The sequence below is a fragment of the Acinetobacter sp. AB03 genome (assembly GCF_058107045.1).
This window is the reverse complement of sequence record NZ_JBUEBA010000002.1, coordinates 1,205,661-1,223,838: the sequence shown is the minus strand read 5'-3', so window position 1 is coordinate 1,223,838 and position 18,178 is coordinate 1,205,661. Positions and strand designations below refer to the sequence as shown.

The window sequence follows — 18,178 nt, the reverse complement described above, 5'->3', positions numbered from 1 at the left end:
GAACAATGAAATTATTGTGTCCACTGCCCTAATGTAACGCGGTTATTTCCACCATAATCTTTCACCGTACGGACTTGTTTATAGCCCGCTTCTTTAAAGATTTTCTGTACAGCGTCAGCTTGATCATAACCATGCTCCAGCACCACCCAACCATCGAGGGTTAAATGCTTTTTACCTTGCTGGATAATAACTTTCAAATCAGCCAAACCATGATCTGCCGCAACTAGGGCACGTTCAGGCTCAGTTGCTAAGTCTTGCATGTGGGCATCATCAGCATCGATGTACGGCGGGTTCGAGACAATCACATCAAAAAACTTTCGATTTAGCGGTGCAAACCAACTGCCACACACAAAAGTCACATCATTTAAGTCATGCTTTTCTGCATTTTGCTGCGCAACAGCTAAAGTTGGCTCATAAATATCGGTAGCCGTAATGTCCCACGTGTCCCGTTCACTGGCCAATGAAAGCGCAACCGCACCTGTCCCCGTGCCTAAGTCGACAATGCGCGCATCTTCAGGTAAGTCTAAACGTAATACAGTTTCTACCAGTACCTCGGTATCTGGACGTGGAACTAAAGTGTCAGAAGTAACAATCAAATCTAGCGTCCAAAACGGCTGCGAACCTGTCACATAGGCCAAAGGTTCACCTGCTTCGATTCGTGCCAAGGCAGCAACATAGGCCTGCTCTTGTTCATCGGTCAGCACTTGATCTTTTTTCATAACCAAATCGAAAGAATCAATTTTGGTGATGTGTTCCAGCAACCATGCGTTCTCTTGGCGTTCGTAACTCTCGGCTTCACCACGTAAAGCCAAAGCTTGGGCAATATTCATTATCCACCATTCTGCTGTGCAAGCATCGCAAGCTGATCTGCTTGATATTCACGATGTAAGCTATCTAATAGTTCAGTTAAATCGCCTTCCATAACCGCGTCTAACTTGTATAAAGTTAAGTTAATACGGTGATCGGTCATACGACCTTGCGGGTAGTTATAGGTACGGATACGTTCTGAACGATCACCCGAGCCGACCAAGTCACGGCGCATTTCAGAAGTTGCTGCATCAGCCGCTGCACGTTTTGCATTTTCCAAGCGTGAAGCAAGTAAAGCCATCGCTTTGGCTTTGTTCTTATGTTGTGAACGCTCTTCCTGACATTCCACCACCGTTCCTGTTGGAATGTGGGTAATACGCACAGCTGAATCGGTTTTGTTGATGTGCTGACCACCCGCACCTGAGGCACGGTAGGTATCAATACGTAAGTCTGATGCATTAATCTCGACTGTTGTATCGACATCAATTTCAGGCAAAATCGCAACGGTACACGCCGAAGTATGTACACGACCCTGAGACTCCGTTGCAGGTACACGTTGTACACGGTGCGCGCCACTTTCAAACTTCAAGCGACCGTAAACGCCTTCACCATTCACCAAACAAATGATTTCTTTATAACCACCGTGTTCGCCTTCATTTTCAGACAACACTTCAATACGCCAGCCTTGTGATTCAGCGTACTTGGTATACATGCGGTATAAGTCACCCGAGAAAATAGCGGCTTCATCACCGCCTGTTCCCGCTCGAATTTCCAAATATGCAGAGTTCGCATCATTTGGATCTTTCGGAATCATTAAGATATTTAAATCAGCTTCTAAAGACGCAATAATTGCTTTATTTTCTTTAATTTCTTCAACAGCCATTTCCTTAAAATCAGGATCTGACAGCATCGCTTCAGCCGTTTCAATATCAGCTTCTGCTTGTTTGTACTTGGTCCAAACTTCTGTGATTTCACTTAAATCACTATGTTCACGTGACAACTGACGAAAGCGTTTGTTATCCGAAATGACTTCTACATCTGCAAGTAATGCTGTTAATTCTTCGTGACGGTCAAAAAGTTGATCTAATCGTAAACGTAACGATTCTTTCATTAGGAAAATATCTCAATATAAAGGCTGCAATACAGTTTCACAGCACCAAAAAATTTGCGCTTAGTTTAACGGCTCTATCACGCAAAGAACATCTTTATTCAATCCTGAGCGACGTTTACTTTATACGCCTCAGTAGATTGATACACTTTTAAAGCGTGTTTATATGCTTACTGGCGTTCAAAAAATGTAGAATAGCTTATTTCATATACACCTTTTAAATAGGTCATTTCAGCTCAAAATTCAGAGTGTGAACTGCATCACTCCTAGGTTTATCCACATTTGCATGATTTTGGATAAATTTCATTCTGCTTATTCACATTTGTAATAAAACTGATACAAACAAGAAACCAACGGGTTTCAATTTAGTTTTAACTCTCCACAATTAACTGGAATCTTTTTGTTACATTAGCCACATCGAAAAAAGTAAGACAGTTCAACCAATGTTGGACATGGAGAAACACATGAAACTTAATACACTCTTAATGTCAGCAACATTAGCAACGGCATCTATGTTTACTGCAACTGCATATGCAGACAGCACAACTCGCGTTGCAGCAGCCAGTGCTTTAGGTAGTGTTGCAGGGACAGCGATTGGTAAAAACATGGGCGGCACAACTGGTGCAACCATCGGTGGTGCAGGTGGTGCAGCAGTTGCAAGTGACAAACGTCATCGTACTGAATCTGCTATTGGCGGTGCGATCGGTGGTGGTGCGGGCTATACCGTAGGTAAAAGCATGGGCGGCACCAATGGTGGCTACGTGGGTTCTGCATTAGGTGCAGCGGGCGGTGCAGCACTAGCAACAAAATCTCAAAAGATAAACAGTATGACTCTTACCATGGTAAAAAATGGAAGAAAAAACATAAACACCATTAATTAGCTGCATCGTAAAGATGTCATTGAAAGCACCTTCGGGTGCTTTTTTATGGCACAGATTTAGACGCAATAACACATCAGCCAAACTGGTAGAAAATACGAAGAGTCGTTACACAGCACTTACCAAAGCAACAGTTTCGATAAAGTTTTTCTTCATTATTCTTCCCACTTGTTTCGCTAAAGTGAAATCAAGACAAAATAGACATGCTCTTAGGAGTTTAAAAATGAAAATTAAATCAATTTTAATGAGTACCGTAATTGCAGCTTCAGCATTAACGATGACCACGACATATGCGGGTAATACGACCAATACTGCACTGACGTCTGCGTTAGGTGGTGTTGTCGGTGCCGCGATTGGTAACCAAATGGGTGGACAAACAGGCGCGATGATTGGTTCTGCCATTGGTGGTGGTGCAGGTGCAGCCGCTTCAGCCAACAAACGTGACCGTAATGGTGCAATCATTGGTGGAGCACTCGGTGGTGCAGGTGGTTATACCGTAGGTAAAAACATGGGCGGTACCAATGGTGGGTATATTGGCGCAGGTCTAGGTTCAGCGGGTGGTGCAGTTCTGGGTAAAAAAGTCTCTGAAGACCGTCGTTATGATGATGAATATGACCGCCGTTACGATGACCGTTATGATCGTCATTATGACAGCCGCGGCTACCGTAACAGCAATTATAAATATAATGGTCGCGACTATCGTGGTGACAATGGCCGTCACTTGGGCTGGTACAAAAACGGTAAACGTTAAGCACCGCATAAAACATTCTCAAATAAAATAGCACCTTCGGGTGCTTTTTGTTTATCTGACAACTACACTTAAGAAAGACGCTGTATCGTTTCTGCGATGCAGTTGCTTACTTCTTTTTGCTTTAAACGCATGTGTGGCTAGTGCGGTTCAACGATGTTGAATAGATAATTAGTTTCATTTTTAAATCAACACCTTATACAAAACGACCAGAATATCGAATAAAATCGATATACAAAATAACAGTTATATCGTATTATTTCGATATATAAAACAAAACTGAGAAGTAGAATGCGCACGTTGTCCGAGACTCAATTTTCTATTCTAGAATTAGCTCCTGTCCGCGAAGATCAAACTGTACAGCTCACTCTACAGCATAGCTTAAAATTGGCCCAACAAGCTGAGCGTTTAGGCTATAGCCGACTTTGGCTTGCAGAACATCATAATATGGATGGTATTGCCAGTTCTGCGACTGCGGTGCTACTCGGCTATTTACTCGCGAATACCTCAACCTTAAAAGTGGGTTCTGGCGGTATCATGCTCCCGAACCATGCCCCACTGATCGTAACGGAGCAATTCGGTACGCTTGCGACACTCTATCCAAACCGGATTGAATTAGGCTTAGGTCGAGCACCGGGCACAGACCAAGTGACCATGCGCGCACTTCGCCGTGGCCGTCAAGAAACTGAAGATCAGTTCCCACAAGATGTCTTAGAAATTTTGCATTACTTTAAAGACGCTGAGCCAAATCAGCGCATCATTGCAACTCCAGGGCAAGGGACACATGTGCCTGTATGGCTACTTGGTTCAAGTTTATTTAGTGCACAACTGGCTGCAAAACTCGGACTTCCCTACTCTTTTGCATCACACTTTGCACCGCGTATGCTGAAACAAGCGATTCAGCTCTATCGTGAAAACTTTGAACCCTCTGAATACTTATCCAAACCTTATGTATCTATGGGTGTCCCGACGGTCGTTGCTGAAACTGATGCTGAAGCTGAGTATCTAGCGACCAGTGCCTACCAACGAGTTTTAGGTCTCATGCGCGGTCAAAGTTTAAAGTTAAAAGCACCAATTGCCAGCATGAACGGTCTATGGTCACCTGCGGAAAAAATGTCGGTAGATAGTTTTTATGCCATGGCCCAAATCGGTTCCAATGGCACGGTGAAAGAAGGCTTGAAACAGCTTCTTTTAGAATATGATGTCGATGAGTTCATTTTCACCTGTGACATCTATGACACGGACAAACGTTTAGAAAACTTTGAACGTCTCATGCAGATCAAAAATAGCTAATTACAAATAAAAGCTAATCGCCTTATGCGTATTAATGCATACCCATAAGGCGACATACATAAATGAATAACTAAAATCTCAGCCGATATCTAAAAAATCCTTAAAACCCTGCAAAAACTGCTGATATGTCTAGGGTCTGTTGAGAATTACCGAGAGTTAATTAAACTCGCGCACAATTGAATCATGGCTTCAAAACTCGTATCTGTTTTACAACTACGCATCGCTATACGTTTAAATTCTTTTAACTTACAGAAATAGTTTTCAATGAGATGACGCCATTTATACATAATCGTATCAAATCCTCTCATTACTTTTCGATTAGATTTAGGTGGGATCACCACTTTCACTTTACGTTCATTGAGTTCTTGGATGAGCCAATCTGCATCAAATGCTTTATCAGCCAGTAATGCTTGAAAATCAACATCTTCAATTAAAGGTTTGGTTTCTACTAAATCGTGATATTGACCAGGCATTAATCGAAATTTAATAAGGTTGCCTAGACTATCCACTAAGGCAAGAATTTTACAGGTCATTCCACCTCGAGATTTACCTATAGACTGTTTGAAAGTCCCCCTTTTGCACCTTGCCCATGTCGATGAACTTTAACAATCGTTCCATCAATCATGGCGTATTCCAAATCAACATCTTCATTTACAGATGCAAAAATATTTTCAAATACACCAGCTTTCACCCAATCACGGTATCTTTTAAAGACGGTATTCCATTTACCAAAATGAGGAGGTAGATCACGCCATGGACTGCCTGTACGGGCAATCCATAGGACTGCTTCTAAAAATAATCGATTATCTTTTCCACTACGACCTCGATCGGTCACTTTACCTAGGCAAAAAGGTTCCATTTTTGCCCATTGGGCATCAGTAAGTATGTATCTATCCATAGTACTATTGTAAATTAATCAGTAGCATTTGTTAATTCTCAACAAGCCCTAGACTAAAGTTAGCGTGACTGCTCAGACAATTTATCACTTTGCCTTTTAGAGCAAAAGCACTAAAAATCATAAATTAAGGAAAGACGATAAAAAACAATTAAGGATAGAACATGGTCAATTTGCATTCAACAGAAAACATATCTGGTTTATTTCAAAACCATCCCGAATATTTTCAGCATTTTAAAGGACAACTGATTGCTGCTTCAGAAATTAAACAACATACTTTTGCCGAGCAACGTGTCGCCATTATTGGTACCAACCAGCATACAGTAACTGCCCTCGAATCGATTTGTCAGGTCGCTCAATCGGTCTGTGTTTTTCAAAACGCACCGCAATTCATCTTGCCAAAAACAGAGAGCGGAATTCAGCGTTTAATCCAACATCCTTTGGTTATTAAGAACCGACGCCTATTTAATACACGCATCAAATGCCTACTGGCCCTACGCTTTTTAGAAACCCAAGTTCAAGACCCATGGCTTAGACATCAACTCAAACCTAACTCCGCTGCCGATAAACTTAAATTTTTCAAGTCCGATCATTATTATCACGCCCTACAGCGCGACAACTGTAAGCTAATCACTTGGCCGATCGTCAAAATTCGAGAACATGATATTCAAAGTTTAGATGGCGCCGAATATCCCGTCGATGTGATCATTACCACCTATAATCATTAACCATATAGGGTGAGTTTCCCTACTTACCCGTTGTTTATTTCGTCACACCTGTACATTGATACCCTGTATTTGAGCGCTGATACCGTAAGTATTTTCCAGTCGGGCGGCTGTTTTGATCTAATAAAATGATATCAATCTTGTTTAAGCTTTTTGAAACACGAATATATGAACCGCGCTGCTCTTCGTCATAATGACAGTCATAATCTACTTCAATCGAACTTAGTTGCTTGTTCTTGGTCTGAAAAACTGGTGTTGCTGTCAAAGCTTGGGTATGCATTTTAAAGGCTTGAATTTTTTAGAGACCGTGACAACTATCGCCTTTGTAATAACTTTGAATCAGATAAATCGGCTGTGCACCCTATTTCACTTGGTCAATCTTTAAAATATAGCCTGTTTCTAAAGGCCGAAGTTTAGTGGACTTGCTCGATTTCATCTGCACATAGGATGAAAATTCACCCATGGTACCGCCACCACCTACATCAAAAGTATAGAATTTAAGCAGTTGGTCCGGTGAGGCATTAATCTTTAGTCTAAGGTTTTCAGTCAATTTGGGGAAAGAATAAGCATAACTTTCTGCATTTTCACGGATTAAATCAACCACATCACTTTCGATCTGTTGATTCACCGCATAAAAATCTAGCGCTGCATATTTTTGATCAATGGCCTGCTCAGCCTGCTAAATTGATATATTTTTCGCATATAAAGCCATATTAAAATGAGCACAACAAAATACACCCGATATGCATTTTGATATTATTTTCATTTGATCTAATCTGTATTTTTATATTGATCGACATTATAAAGCATCATCAATATGACGCTTTATAATGTAATGACAATATCAACCAATGCGACGTTTTAAACCCGTCATTTGGAGTACACGAGTTGAAATTTCTTCAATCGACATTTCCGAGACATTTAAGTATTTAATCCCTTCAGAGATATAAATCCCTTCAATTGCGCGAAGCTCCATTTGGCACTGGCTGAAGCTTGCATAACGGCTATTGGCTTTACGTTCAGAGCGAATAGCAACAAGACGTTCAGCATCAATCATCAAACCAAAAAGCTTCTGTTTATGCGCGCGAAGTACCGCAGGTAAACGGTTGTCATCCAAGTCTTCTTCTGTCAATGGATAGTTTGCTACACGAATCCCAAACTGTAATGACAAATAAATTGACGTCGGTGTTTTACCCGAACGTGATACCCCAATCAGAATCAGATCGGCCTTGTCATAGTGGCGTGTACGTGCACCATCATCGTTATCCAAAGCAAAATGCACCGCATCAATACGTGCTTTATAAGACTCCGAATCGGTCACCGCATGGGTCTGTCCGACTAAAGTTGTAGGCGGTGTTCCCAACTCTTCAGACAATTTACTAATAAGCCCCTCAAATACATCAAGATTTATAGCATTTGCAGTATTAATAATGTCACGCACGTACGGGTCGACTAAAGTGTCAAAAACCAGTGGCTTTTGTCCGTCTTGTTGCGCCCTTAAATTGATCTCAGCAACCACATTTGTAGCAGCTTCTTCAGAGCTAATATAAGGAATAATATGAATGTCAAAGTCAACATTTGGAAACTGCGCCAATAGCGAGTGCCCAAGGGTTTCAGCGGTAATTGCAGTACCATCTGATACAAAAAAAACACTCCGCTTAAATTGTTTACTTCCTGACATTAAAATTCTCCTCAAAAATTTGTCTTAGTGCTATATAATCTTTATAGTAAACCGATCTTACATGACTGTCGCTTAGTAAAATCAAAAAGCTAAGTAGATTTGTTATAATCTGATGCCAAGATAGTGATTAAATACTGCAAAAGTGGAGTAACAACTTTGGAAGCGCGCGTAATTGGTCTAGAAAAATTAGGGAAACACGACGTTGAACTTGTAGGTGGGAAAAACTCATCTTTAGGTGAAATGATCAGCCACCTATCAAATGCAGGTGTATCTGTACCAGGTGGCTTTGCTACTACAGCTCAAGCATATCGTGAATTTCTCGAGCAAAGTGGCCTAAACGCTAAAATCAATGCAGAGTTAAAAGTCCTCAATGTTGATGATGTAAATGCTCTTGCTGAAACAGGCGCGAAAATTCGCCAATGGATTGTAGATACTCCACTTACGGCAGAACTCGAACAAGAAGTTCGTAAAGCATTTGCAGAGCTTTCAAACGGCAACCCTGACATCGCGGTTGCCGTTCGTTCTTCTGCGACAGCAGAAGATTTACCAGATGCTTCTTTTGCAGGCCAACAAGAAACCTTCTTAAACATTCGCGGTATCGACAACGTATTGATCGCGATCAAAGAAGTATTTGCATCACTGTATAACGACCGTGCAATTTCTTACCGCGTACACCAAAACTTTGCGCATGATGTTGTGGCTTTATCTGCTGGTATTCAGCGTATGGTTCGCTCTGAAACTGGTGCAGCAGGTGTAATGTTTACACTCGACACTGAATCAGGTTTCCGTGACGTAGTCTTTATCACTGCATCTTATGGTTTGGGTGAAATGGTTGTTCAAGGTGCTGTAAACCCTGACGAATTCTACCTTTCTAAACCCCTTTTAAATGCAGGCAAGCACGCTGTACTCCGTCGTAATCTGGGTTCTAAACACCAAAAAATGATTTACGGCGAAGAAGCATCTGCAGGTAAATCAGTTGTTGTGGTTGATGTTGAAAAACAAGAGCGTCAACAATTCGCATTAAACGACCACGAACTACAAGAACTTGCAAAACAAGCGCTGATTATTGAAAACCATTATGGTTCTCCAATGGACATCGAGTGGGCAAAAGATGGCGATGACGGTCAAATTTATATCGTTCAAGCGCGCCCTGAAACAGTAAAGAGCCGTGAAAACGTCGGCACCATGGAACGCTACCTTTTAAAACAAAAAGGCACTGTGATTTGTGAAGGTCGTTCAATCGGTCAGCGTATTGGTTCTGGTAAAGTCCGTATTGTTACGTCTATTAAAGAAATGGACAAAGTACAAGACGGTGACGTGCTTGTATCTGACATGACTGACCCAGACTGGGAACCAGTAATGAAACGTGCCGCTGCAATTGTCACTAACCGTGGTGGTCGTACGTGTCACGCAGCAATTATTGCACGTGAACTGGGTGTTCCAGCAATCGTCGGTTGTGGTAATGCAACTGAAGTTCTAGTAGACGGTCAGGAAGTGACTGTTTCATGTGCTGAAGGTGATACAGGTTTCATCTACGAAGGTTCTTTAGATTTCGAGATTCAAACCAATTCAATCGAATCAATGCCAGAGCTTCCGTTCAAAGTAATGATGAACGTCGGTAACCCTGACCGCGCATTTGACTTTGCACAAATTCCAAATGAAGGGATTGGCCTTGCACGTCTTGAGTTCATCATTAACCGTATGATCGGTGTCCACCCTAAAGCATTGTTGAACATTGACAGCTTGCCACGTGAAACACGTGCTGCGGTAATGGCACGTACTGCGGGTTATGCATCGCCAATCGAATTCTATGTTGAAAAACTGGTTGAAGGTATTTCTACCCTTGCTGCAGCATTTGCAGACAAACCTGTGATCGTTCGTATGTCTGACTTTAAGTCAAATGAATACGCAAACTTGATCGGTGGTAAGTTATACGAGCCTGAAGAAGAAAACCCAATGTTAGGCTTCCGTGGTGCCAGCCGTTATGTGTCTGACAACTTCCGTGACTGCTTCGAATTAGAATGCCGCGCGTTGAAAAAAGCACGTGACGAAATGGGCTTAACCAATATTCAAATCATGATTCCTTTCGTACGTACTGTACATGAAGCAAAACGTGTAATTGAATTATTGGCGTTAAACGGCCTGAAACGTGGTGAAAATGGTCTGAAAGTGATCATGATGTGTGAGTTACCAACGAACGCATTATTGGCTGAACAGTTCCTTGAACACTTCGATGGCTTCTCTATCGGTTCAAACGACTTAACCCAGTTAACGCTTGGTCTAGACCGTGACTCTGGTATTGTGTCTCACCTATTTGATGAGCGTGATCCAGCAGTAAAAGCACTTCTTTCTATGGCAATTCATGCATGCCGTAAAGCAGGTAAATATGTGGGTATCTGTGGTCAAGGCCCATCAGATCATCCAGATCTTGCGCAATGGCTTATGGAACAAGGTATCGAATCTGTATCACTTAACCCTGACTCAGTATTAGACACTTGGTTCTTCCTTGCAGAAGAAAAAGTTCAAAAAGCTTAACTTTTTGATGTGATAAAAAAAGACCCTTTCATGGGTCTTTTTTATGTCCACTCTTTCAACGTATCCGTACTAAAACAAGCATATTGATACAAAAACTTAAACTAAGTTTGGCACTCATGCAGCAACATTTTGATTGAGAAGAGATCGCATTGCGATAAAGCTAGAAGAAGCAGCATAATCCTTGCTACACTGTCCTGCATTTTGTGTAGTTTTGGTTAATTTCAGCTTGAAATTCTCTAGACTATCCGCATGTTTTATCATAGATTTTTTATTTGTTTTTAATCTGAAAACAAATACATTTATTATTTAAATATCCCAATTTATATTTTGAGATTAAGTTTATATGCAGATTTACTTGGCACGAAATAATCAACAAGCCGGTCCATATACCTTAGAGCAGTTGAATCAGATGCTCGCAAGCCAACAAGTTTTATTGACAGATTTAGTTTGGCATCAGGGTATGCCTGAATGGAAAGCTTTAGGTGAACTCACCCAAGGAAAACTGGCTTATGAACCTGTAGGTTATCAACCTCAGCCCCCTATTCCTGAGCCAATGCATACGCCAAATCAATTTTCACAACCAAACCGTACTGCGGCGAAAGTTGCTCAACCTGAACTGGCATCAATAGGCACACGCGTCTTAGCCAAAGTCATTGATTTACTTCTTTGGCTCCCTGCCGCTGCGATTCCCTCGTTCTTTTTACAAGCAGACAAATTTGGTGAACTCACTGAAATTCAGCAAAAAATGCAAGCGGCCACTACAGCAACTCAGGCCAGTGAACTACAAGCACAACTGTTCAGTTTGATTCCTACTGAAGCATGGACCACCATGGGAATTTACCTGCTGATTATGCTCGGTATCCAGGCCTTTTTCTTAGCAAAAAGTGGTCAAAGTATTGGCAAAAAAATTACCAAAATTAAAATTGTAGACGTAGAAACCAACGAAAAAGTTAGCCTTTTGCGTGTATTCACATTGCGCAGTGTTGTCTTTATTGTGCTCAATATGCTGTTCATGCCGTTTATTACCATCATCGATCACGTCTTTGGTTTAACTTCAAAGCGTCAAACTTTGCACGATAAGCTGGCGAAAACCAAGGTCATTAAGCAGTAATTTGACCATATTTAAGCTGAGGTTTGGCGCACCTCAGTTTTCCGCAGTTTATTGATATTCAAAATAAATCCATAAAGAAATTATAAAATTCCGAGTGAAAAAATCGGTTTTTATAACAGTCATTTAAAGCATCTTTACGTATAGCTTAGTTTGTCGATATGAGGCATAATGCCCTACAACGTAGCGGTGTCTTATGATTGAGAAGTGTTTTTAGACTTAAAAAGAAACTTTTCAATCATGCGACACTTTAATCGCTATCCCAATTTTATTAGGGAATGGGACTCTTCACCGAGGTTGTAAAATGAGACAAACGATTTTAGCTGTATTGTCTTTATCTGCGATCGCCGCGCTCTTAACGGGGTGTGGTGGTGATATGGTACTTCTAAACTCAAAAGGTCCAGTTGCACAAGGTCAATCTGACTTAATGATGACTGCGATCTATTTAATGCTATTGGTGGTTATTCCATCAGTCGTAATGGCATTATGGTTTGGTTGGAAATATCGCGCGTCGAATAAAGATGCAGACTATAAACCTACATGGGCACACTCTACTGCAATTGAAATTGTAGTTTGGGGTATTCCTGTCATTATTATTGGTATTCTGGCTTGGTTAACTTGGTGGGGTTCACACAAGTATGACCCTTACCGCCCGCTCGAATCTGATAAAGCACCTGTAAATATTCAAGTCATTGCTGAACAGTTTAAATGGATCTTCATTTACCCTGATCTTAACATTGCGACGGTTAACGAAATTCGTTTCCCTGAAAAAACTCCAGTTGCACTTAAAATTACCTCTAACTTCACGATGAACTCTTTCTTCATCCCTGCGTTAGGTGGTCAAATTTATGCAATGGCAGGCATGCAAACGCACTTGAATTTGTTAGCAGATGGAACTAGCCCAGCTGAAGGCTACCGCGGTTTCTCTTCGAACTATTCAGGCTACGGCTTCTCGCAAATGCGCTTCCGTGCTCACTCTGTAACTGACGCTCAGTTCGCTGAATGGGTTGCTGCAGTTAAAGCAGGTAACGGTACAAGCATTAATCCTAAAGCTGTACAAAAAACAATTTTAGATCAAGCTGAATTTGAGTCTTTACGTGACGGTAACCGTGGTAAACACCAAATTGAAGTTTTGATTTCAAAAGCAAAAACTCCTGAAGAGAAGGCTGCTGCTGAGGCAATGAAGCCTTATCCAACTAAGCCACACCCTGTGACTTACTACTCTTCTGTAGAGGAAGGCTTGTTTAAGTCAGTCATCAGCAAATATATGAGCAACTATCACGGTGCTGATCACTCAGCGACTGCGGGTGCTCACGGGGCTGCTTCATCTGAAGCACATGCCGCTGTTGAACCTGCTTCATCAGTTGTAGGGGAATAAGACATGAGCTTCTTAGGTAAGTTAGGTCCGGACGTTATTCCGCACGATCCAATTGTACTGGTCACAGTTGCAATGATGATCTTAGGTGGTATCGCAGTTGTTGCTGGTATTACCTACTTTAAAAAATGGGGCTACTTGTGGAACGAATGGTTCACATCAGTCGACCATAAAAAAATTGGTATCATGTATCTTTTCGTATCGATCATCATGCTTTTGCGTGGTTTCGCCGATGCGATTATGATGCGTCTTCAACTGTTCCTTGCAAAAGGTGGCGGTGAAGGTTATTTACACCCAGAACACTACGATCAGATCTTCACCGCACACGGTGTAATCATGATCTTCTTCGTAGCAATGGGTCTAGTTGTTGGCTTAATGAACATCTCTGTACCACTTCAAATTGGTGCACGTGACGTTGCCTTCCCATTATTAAACTCTCTAAGCTTCTGGTTATTTGCTGGTGCTGCAGGCTTAATGATGGCATCTCTTGCAATTGGTGAATTCGCTGCAACAGGTTGGATGGCTTATCCTCCTCTTTCAGGTATCGAATACTCTCCAGGCGTGGGTGTGGACTACTATATCTGGGCACTTCAGATTTCAGGTTTAGGTACGCTATTAACGGGTGTTAACTTCTTCGTTACCATCATTAAAATGCGCGCGCCTGGTATGTCACTTATGGACATGCCGATCTTTACTTGGACATCTTTGTGTACAGCTGTATTGATCATTGCGTCATTCCCAGTGTTAACAGCAACAATTGCGATGTTAACGCTTGACCGTTACTTCGGTTTCCACTTCTTTACAAATGACATGGGTGGTAGCCCAATGTTGTATGTAAACTTGATTTGGACATGGGGTCACCCAGAAGTTTACATCTTAGTATTACCAGCATTTGGTATTTACTCTGAAGTTGTTTCAACGTTCTCTCGTAAAACGTTGTTCGGTTACAAATCAATGGTGTATGCAACAATTGCGATCACAGTACTAGCGTTCGTAGTATGGCTTCACCACTTCTTCACCATGGGTGCTGGTGCGAACGTGAATGCGTTCTTCGGTATCATGACCATGGTTATTGCGATTCCTACTGGTGTGAAAATCTTCTCTTGGTTATTCACAATGTATAAGGGTCGTATCACCTTCACTACTCCTATGTTATGGACGCTTGGCTTCCTTGTAACATTCGGTATTGGCGGTTTAACTGGTGTATTAATGGCGGTTCCACCTGCGGACTTCCTTGTACACAACTCATTGTTCTTGATTGCTCACTTCCATAACGTAATTATCGGTGGTGTGGTGTTTGGTATGTTTGCCGGCATCATTTTCTACTGGCCGAAAATGTTTGGTTGGAAGCTCAATGAAGCATGGGGTAAAGCTGCGTTCTGGTTCTGGTTCTTCGGTTTCTACTTCGCATTCATGCCACTTTATATCCTTGGTTTCATGGGTATGACTCGTCGTTTGAATACATATGACAACCCTGAATGGGATCCGTACATTGCTATTGCATTCTTCGGTTCTGTGTTAGTCGCGATTGGTATTGCATGTTTCGTTATGCAGATTGTTGTTGGTTACTTACAACGCAACGACAACCTCGACCTTACAGGCGATCCATGGGATGGTCGTACACTTGAATGGGCGACTTCGTCTCCTGCTCCGTTCTACAACTTTGCTCACCTTCCAACAATCAATGGTATTGATACGTTCTGGAATGACAAAGAGAATGGCGTAGCGTATGCGAAACCTACTTCATACGAAGACATTCATATGCCAACGAATCGTGCTGCTGGTGTTGTGATTGCCATGTTCATTACTGTTATGGGCTTTGGTTTAATCTGGCATATCTGGTGGTTAGTTGTTGTGATGTTCATCGCTGCTATTATCAGCTTCATCGCGTCTTCGTTTACGAAGAAAGTGGACTACTATGTTCCTGCTGCTGAAGTTGAGCGTATTGAAAATGAACGTTACGCGATTCTTGAAAAACATTTGAAGAAGGACTAAGACAATGGCTGACGTACTTCATCACGAAAACCACGGACACGATGAGCATCATCACCACGATGATACCGACATCACCGTCTTTGGTTTTTGGACTTATTTGATGAGTGACTTGATTCTATTCGGTACACTCTTCATTGCATTCGCTGTTTTAAGTAGCCATGTGCCTATGGGCACACCAAGTGCAAAAGAATTATTCGGTGAGTCTTTAGGTTTCGTTTTAACTGAAACTTTCGCTCTCTTGATCTCTTCTGTAACTTTTGGTTTTGCGGTTCTTGCTGCATACAAAAAGAACGTCAACCAAGTTTTAACTTGGTTAGCGATCACTTGGTTATTCGGTGCTTCATTCATCGGCATGGAACTATATGAGTTTAATCACTTAGTTCATGCTGGCCACGGTCCAAGCGTAAGTGCGTTTTTATCGTCGTTCTTTACTTTAGTAGGTACGCACGGTATTCACGTAACTTCAGGTTTGGTATGGATGATCATTTTGATGATTCAGATCAAGAAAAATGGTTTGACTCTTCCAAACACTCGTCGTCTTGCTTGCCTAAGCTTGTTCTGGCACTTCCTTGACATCGTTTGGATCTGTGTATTCAGCGTAGTTTACTTGATGGGAGTTCTATAATGAGTCACGATCATAACTCAGCTGGTGCTTCACACGGTAACACCAAGCAATACACGATCGGCTTTATCCTTTCAGTTATCCTGACCGTAATTCCATTCGGTATGGTAATGGCTGGTGGTTTTGGTCGCGGTATTGTTATGGCAGTTATCGCAATTACAGCGGTTGCTCAGGTTCTAGTTCAATTAGTTTACTTCTTGCACATGAACTCATCTTCAGAGCAACGTTGGAACGTGATTGCATTTATCTATACAGTACTTTGTATTGCTGTACTTCTAGTCGGCTCTGTATGGATTATGAACTACTTACACTACAACATGATGATCTAAACTGATCGTCATGTTGAAAAAGTATTTATTCCTGACTAAACCAGGAATTCTCTTTGGTAACTTCGTTACCACTCTGGGCGGCTTCTTTTTAGCCGCTCAGGGGTCTGTAGATTTCCTCCTCCTTCTCATCACTCTACTTGGTACAACACTGGTTGTTGCTTCTGGCTGTGTCGTCAATAACGTCATTGATCAAGATATTGATCAAAAGATGGAACGGACGATGAACCGCGCATTAGTTAAAAAAACCATCAGTCCTTCCGTTGCTTTGGCATTTTCTGCTGCGCTTGGAATATTAGGTTTCGCCCTACTCTGGTTCTTTGTTAATGCTTACGCCTTTGGCTTTGCTGTACTTGGTTTTGTGGTTTATGTGATTTTTTATAGTCTATGGAGCAAACGCACATCCATTCACCAAACCGTGATTGGAAGTATTTCTGGTGCTAGTCCACCAGTGATCGGCTATACAGCTGTGACCAATGAATTTGATGTTGCCGCATTGTTGCTTTTCTTAGCATATGCACTTTGGCAAATGCCTCATTCATGGGGAATTGCGGTATACCGCTTTGACGACTATAAAAATGCAGGCATTCCAATTTTACCTGTAGCACGTTCAATTTTCCGCACGAAAGTTGAAAGCTTGATTTATGTCTTGCTGTTTGCTGCGGTGTTAAATGGTTTGTATTGTTTTGGCTATACCAATATGTTTTTTCTTATCACCTTTAACGCACTCTGTGCTTATTGGGTATATTTATCAATGATTGGTTTTAAAGCTGAAAATGATCAGGTTTGGGCAAAACGCTATTTCTTATATTCAGTAATTTTAATTACTGCATTAAGTTTTAGTTTTAGTTTTAGCTATGTCTCACCTGCTCCACATTTGCCGCTGTTTTAAAAAAGATAGAGTTCTCTCTATCTTTTTTATTTCAACTTATTCAATATTTAAGTCTAGTCTTTAAATTGTTACCATAGCAGACACAACAATAACTTATGCTCTGCAATGAAAATGCCATCACAATTTTTTAAAAAATCTATTTTTATTAGTCTATTCCCTATCACTCTTGCTTATAGCACGCACAGTTTTTCTGGTTTTGATGTTTCTTGCTACCCATCAACCAACATTCAAACCAATGTCTATACAGCTTGTGACAATTTGCCTGCACTCACGCCCGCCAATGACAACCAAACCAATATGCTCCTACTCCTGAGCGACATGGGCTTGGCCAAATTGAATTTTAATCAACCAAATAATCCGCTTTGGGAAACTGAATATAGCAACGTACCATTTGCGGCTAAAACGTTGTTTGGAGGTGTAACCAATAAACGACTGAATGCCCGATTAAAACCAAGCAATGAAAAAACACCCTACCAAGAACATTGCAGTAGTCTAGACAATGGTGCGGATCAATTTACACAGCAGGTGAAAGCCGACAAAAATCTCAACAAAGCGGAAAAAGATTTACTGATTCAAGAAAGACAAAAAATCTCAGCCTGTGACCGTGATCTTGCCCTCATCCAAGTCAATCCGAACTGGTCTATACAAGCACGTCAGTATGCGTCTTATTTAAATGCAACCATTTCCTTTTACAATAGTAACTTTTCCACAGCTACTAAAATTTACTCAGTATTAACTACGGTTGATCAGCCTTGGATCAAAGAAACATCGCAATATATGTTGATCCGTAGCAGCCTCAATGAAAGCTATCAGTCGGGTGTCGGTGAATATGGTGACTTAAAAACCGATAAAGTAGATCAGACTTTACTCAAAAACACCTATGAGCATATCACTACCTACTTCAAACGCTTTCCTGAGGGAAAATATGCTGCAAGTGCACGCGGTTTACTACGTCGTTGTTATTGGCTGAGTGGAAAAACCGAACTCCTGACCGACGAACTTGCATGGCAAATCAATCATCCCGATTCCAAATACTATAATTTAGAGCTCGATAATCTAGTCTTTGAAATGGATCGCCATGTTTTTCAAAGCCGCTCATTCAATGCAAAAAATCTAAAAGACCCCTTCTTTCTGGCCATTTCAGATTTAATGCAAATGCGTCAGGCAACATCGGCAGAAGATAAAGTTTT

The 18,178-nt window shown here is 41.4% G+C and carries 16 protein-coding genes and 2 pseudogenes; 12 read left to right on the top strand and 6 right to left on the bottom strand.

Annotation, left to right across the window (positions count from 1 at the left end; genetic code table 11):
- Positions 1-11: 11 nt before the first annotated feature.
- Positions 12-830 (bottom strand): peptide chain release factor N(5)-glutamine methyltransferase, encoded by an 819-nt coding sequence (gene prmC, locus ACY3FQ_RS06310; protein ID WP_489773720.1) that lies wholly within the window; start codon positions 828-830, stop codon positions 12-14.
- Positions 830-1,918: a peptide chain release factor 1 gene (prfA, locus tag ACY3FQ_RS06305; RefSeq protein WP_489773719.1), complete on the bottom strand. Its 1,089-nt coding sequence runs from the start codon at positions 1,916-1,918 to the stop codon at positions 830-832. Before prfA ends, prmC begins: the two co-directional genes overlap by 1 nt.
- A gap of 461 nt (positions 1,919-2,379) precedes the next feature.
- Here prfA and ACY3FQ_RS06300 point away from each other — a divergent pair.
- From ACY3FQ_RS06300 to ACY3FQ_RS06290, 3 genes and pseudogenes are all read left to right on the top strand, one after another.
- Positions 2,380-2,792 (top strand): annotated as a pseudogene (locus ACY3FQ_RS06300) (hypothetical protein).
- Between the two features lie 224 nt (positions 2,793-3,016).
- Complete coding sequence (locus ACY3FQ_RS06295; protein ID WP_489773718.1) at positions 3,017-3,544, top strand: YMGG-like glycine zipper-containing protein; 528 nt, start codon at positions 3,017-3,019, stop codon at positions 3,542-3,544.
- Positions 3,545-3,832: 288 nt separating this feature from the next.
- Complete coding sequence (locus tag ACY3FQ_RS06290) at positions 3,833-4,834, top strand: LLM class flavin-dependent oxidoreductase (protein ID WP_489773717.1); 1,002 nt, start codon at positions 3,833-3,835, stop codon at positions 4,832-4,834.
- Positions 4,835-4,980: 146 nt separating this feature from the next.
- Here the strand turns inward: ACY3FQ_RS06290 and ACY3FQ_RS06285 are convergent.
- A pseudogene (locus ACY3FQ_RS06285) lies at positions 4,981-5,732 on the bottom strand (IS5 family transposase).
- A 161-nt stretch (positions 5,733-5,893) separates the two neighbouring features.
- On the opposite strand from ACY3FQ_RS06285, the gene ACY3FQ_RS06280 reads away from it, so the two are divergent.
- Positions 5,894-6,457 carry an NAD(P)/FAD-dependent oxidoreductase gene (locus ACY3FQ_RS06280; RefSeq protein WP_428871340.1) on the top strand — a complete coding sequence of 188 codons (564 nt, stop codon included), beginning with the start codon at positions 5,894-5,896 and terminating at the stop codon, positions 6,455-6,457.
- Between the two features lie 34 nt (positions 6,458-6,491).
- Here ACY3FQ_RS06280 and ACY3FQ_RS06275 read toward each other — a convergent pair whose 3' ends face one another.
- The 3 genes from ACY3FQ_RS06275 to ppsR form a co-directional block, all read right to left on the bottom strand.
- Complete coding sequence (locus ACY3FQ_RS06275) at positions 6,492-6,734, bottom strand: hypothetical protein (protein ID WP_489773716.1); 243 nt, start codon at positions 6,732-6,734, stop codon at positions 6,492-6,494.
- An 81-nt stretch (positions 6,735-6,815) separates the two neighbouring features.
- Positions 6,816-7,082, bottom strand: a complete 267-nt coding sequence (locus ACY3FQ_RS06270) for a hypothetical protein (RefSeq protein WP_489773715.1) — start codon at positions 7,080-7,082, stop codon at positions 6,816-6,818.
- Between the two features lie 216 nt (positions 7,083-7,298).
- Positions 7,299-8,135: a posphoenolpyruvate synthetase regulatory kinase/phosphorylase PpsR gene (gene ppsR, locus ACY3FQ_RS06265; protein ID WP_005400687.1), complete on the bottom strand. Its 837-nt coding sequence runs from the start codon at positions 8,133-8,135 to the stop codon at positions 7,299-7,301.
- A gap of 156 nt (positions 8,136-8,291) precedes the next feature.
- Here ppsR and ppsA point away from each other — a divergent pair, with 156 nt between their 5' ends.
- The 8 genes from ppsA to ACY3FQ_RS06225 form a co-directional block, all read left to right on the top strand.
- The gene (ppsA, locus tag ACY3FQ_RS06260) at positions 8,292-10,670 is read left to right on the top strand and encodes a phosphoenolpyruvate synthase (protein ID WP_004982030.1); all 2,379 of its coding nucleotides are present in this window, start codon (positions 8,292-8,294) and stop codon (positions 10,668-10,670) included.
- Positions 10,671-11,013: 343 nt separating this feature from the next.
- Positions 11,014-11,781 (top strand): RDD family protein, encoded by a 768-nt coding sequence (locus ACY3FQ_RS06255; protein ID WP_236770226.1) that lies wholly within the window; start codon positions 11,014-11,016, stop codon positions 11,779-11,781.
- A 301-nt stretch (positions 11,782-12,082) separates the two neighbouring features.
- Complete coding sequence (cyoA, locus tag ACY3FQ_RS06250) at positions 12,083-13,156, top strand: ubiquinol oxidase subunit II (RefSeq protein WP_004696450.1); 1,074 nt, start codon at positions 12,083-12,085, stop codon at positions 13,154-13,156.
- Between the two features lie 3 nt (positions 13,157-13,159).
- Positions 13,160-15,148: a cytochrome o ubiquinol oxidase subunit I gene (cyoB, locus tag ACY3FQ_RS06245; protein WP_004982033.1), complete on the top strand. Its 1,989-nt coding sequence runs from the start codon at positions 13,160-13,162 to the stop codon at positions 15,146-15,148.
- Between the two features lie 4 nt (positions 15,149-15,152).
- Entirely contained in the window at positions 15,153-15,773 is a 621-nt protein-coding gene (gene cyoC / locus ACY3FQ_RS06240) for a cytochrome o ubiquinol oxidase subunit III (RefSeq protein ID WP_004696446.1), read from the top strand.
- Positions 15,770-16,099 (top strand): cytochrome o ubiquinol oxidase subunit IV, encoded by a 330-nt coding sequence (locus tag ACY3FQ_RS06235; RefSeq protein ID WP_026056475.1) that lies wholly within the window; start codon positions 15,770-15,772, stop codon positions 16,097-16,099. Before cyoC ends, ACY3FQ_RS06235 begins: the two co-directional genes overlap by 4 nt.
- A gap of 10 nt (positions 16,100-16,109) precedes the next feature.
- Positions 16,110-16,988 carry a heme o synthase gene (cyoE, locus tag ACY3FQ_RS06230; RefSeq protein WP_489773714.1) on the top strand — a complete coding sequence of 293 codons (879 nt, stop codon included), beginning with the start codon at positions 16,110-16,112 and terminating at the stop codon, positions 16,986-16,988.
- Between the two features lie 111 nt (positions 16,989-17,099).
- Positions 17,100-18,178: PA5441 family protein (locus ACY3FQ_RS06225; protein WP_489773713.1), on the top strand; the 1,079-nt coding region annotated here is incomplete at its 3' end.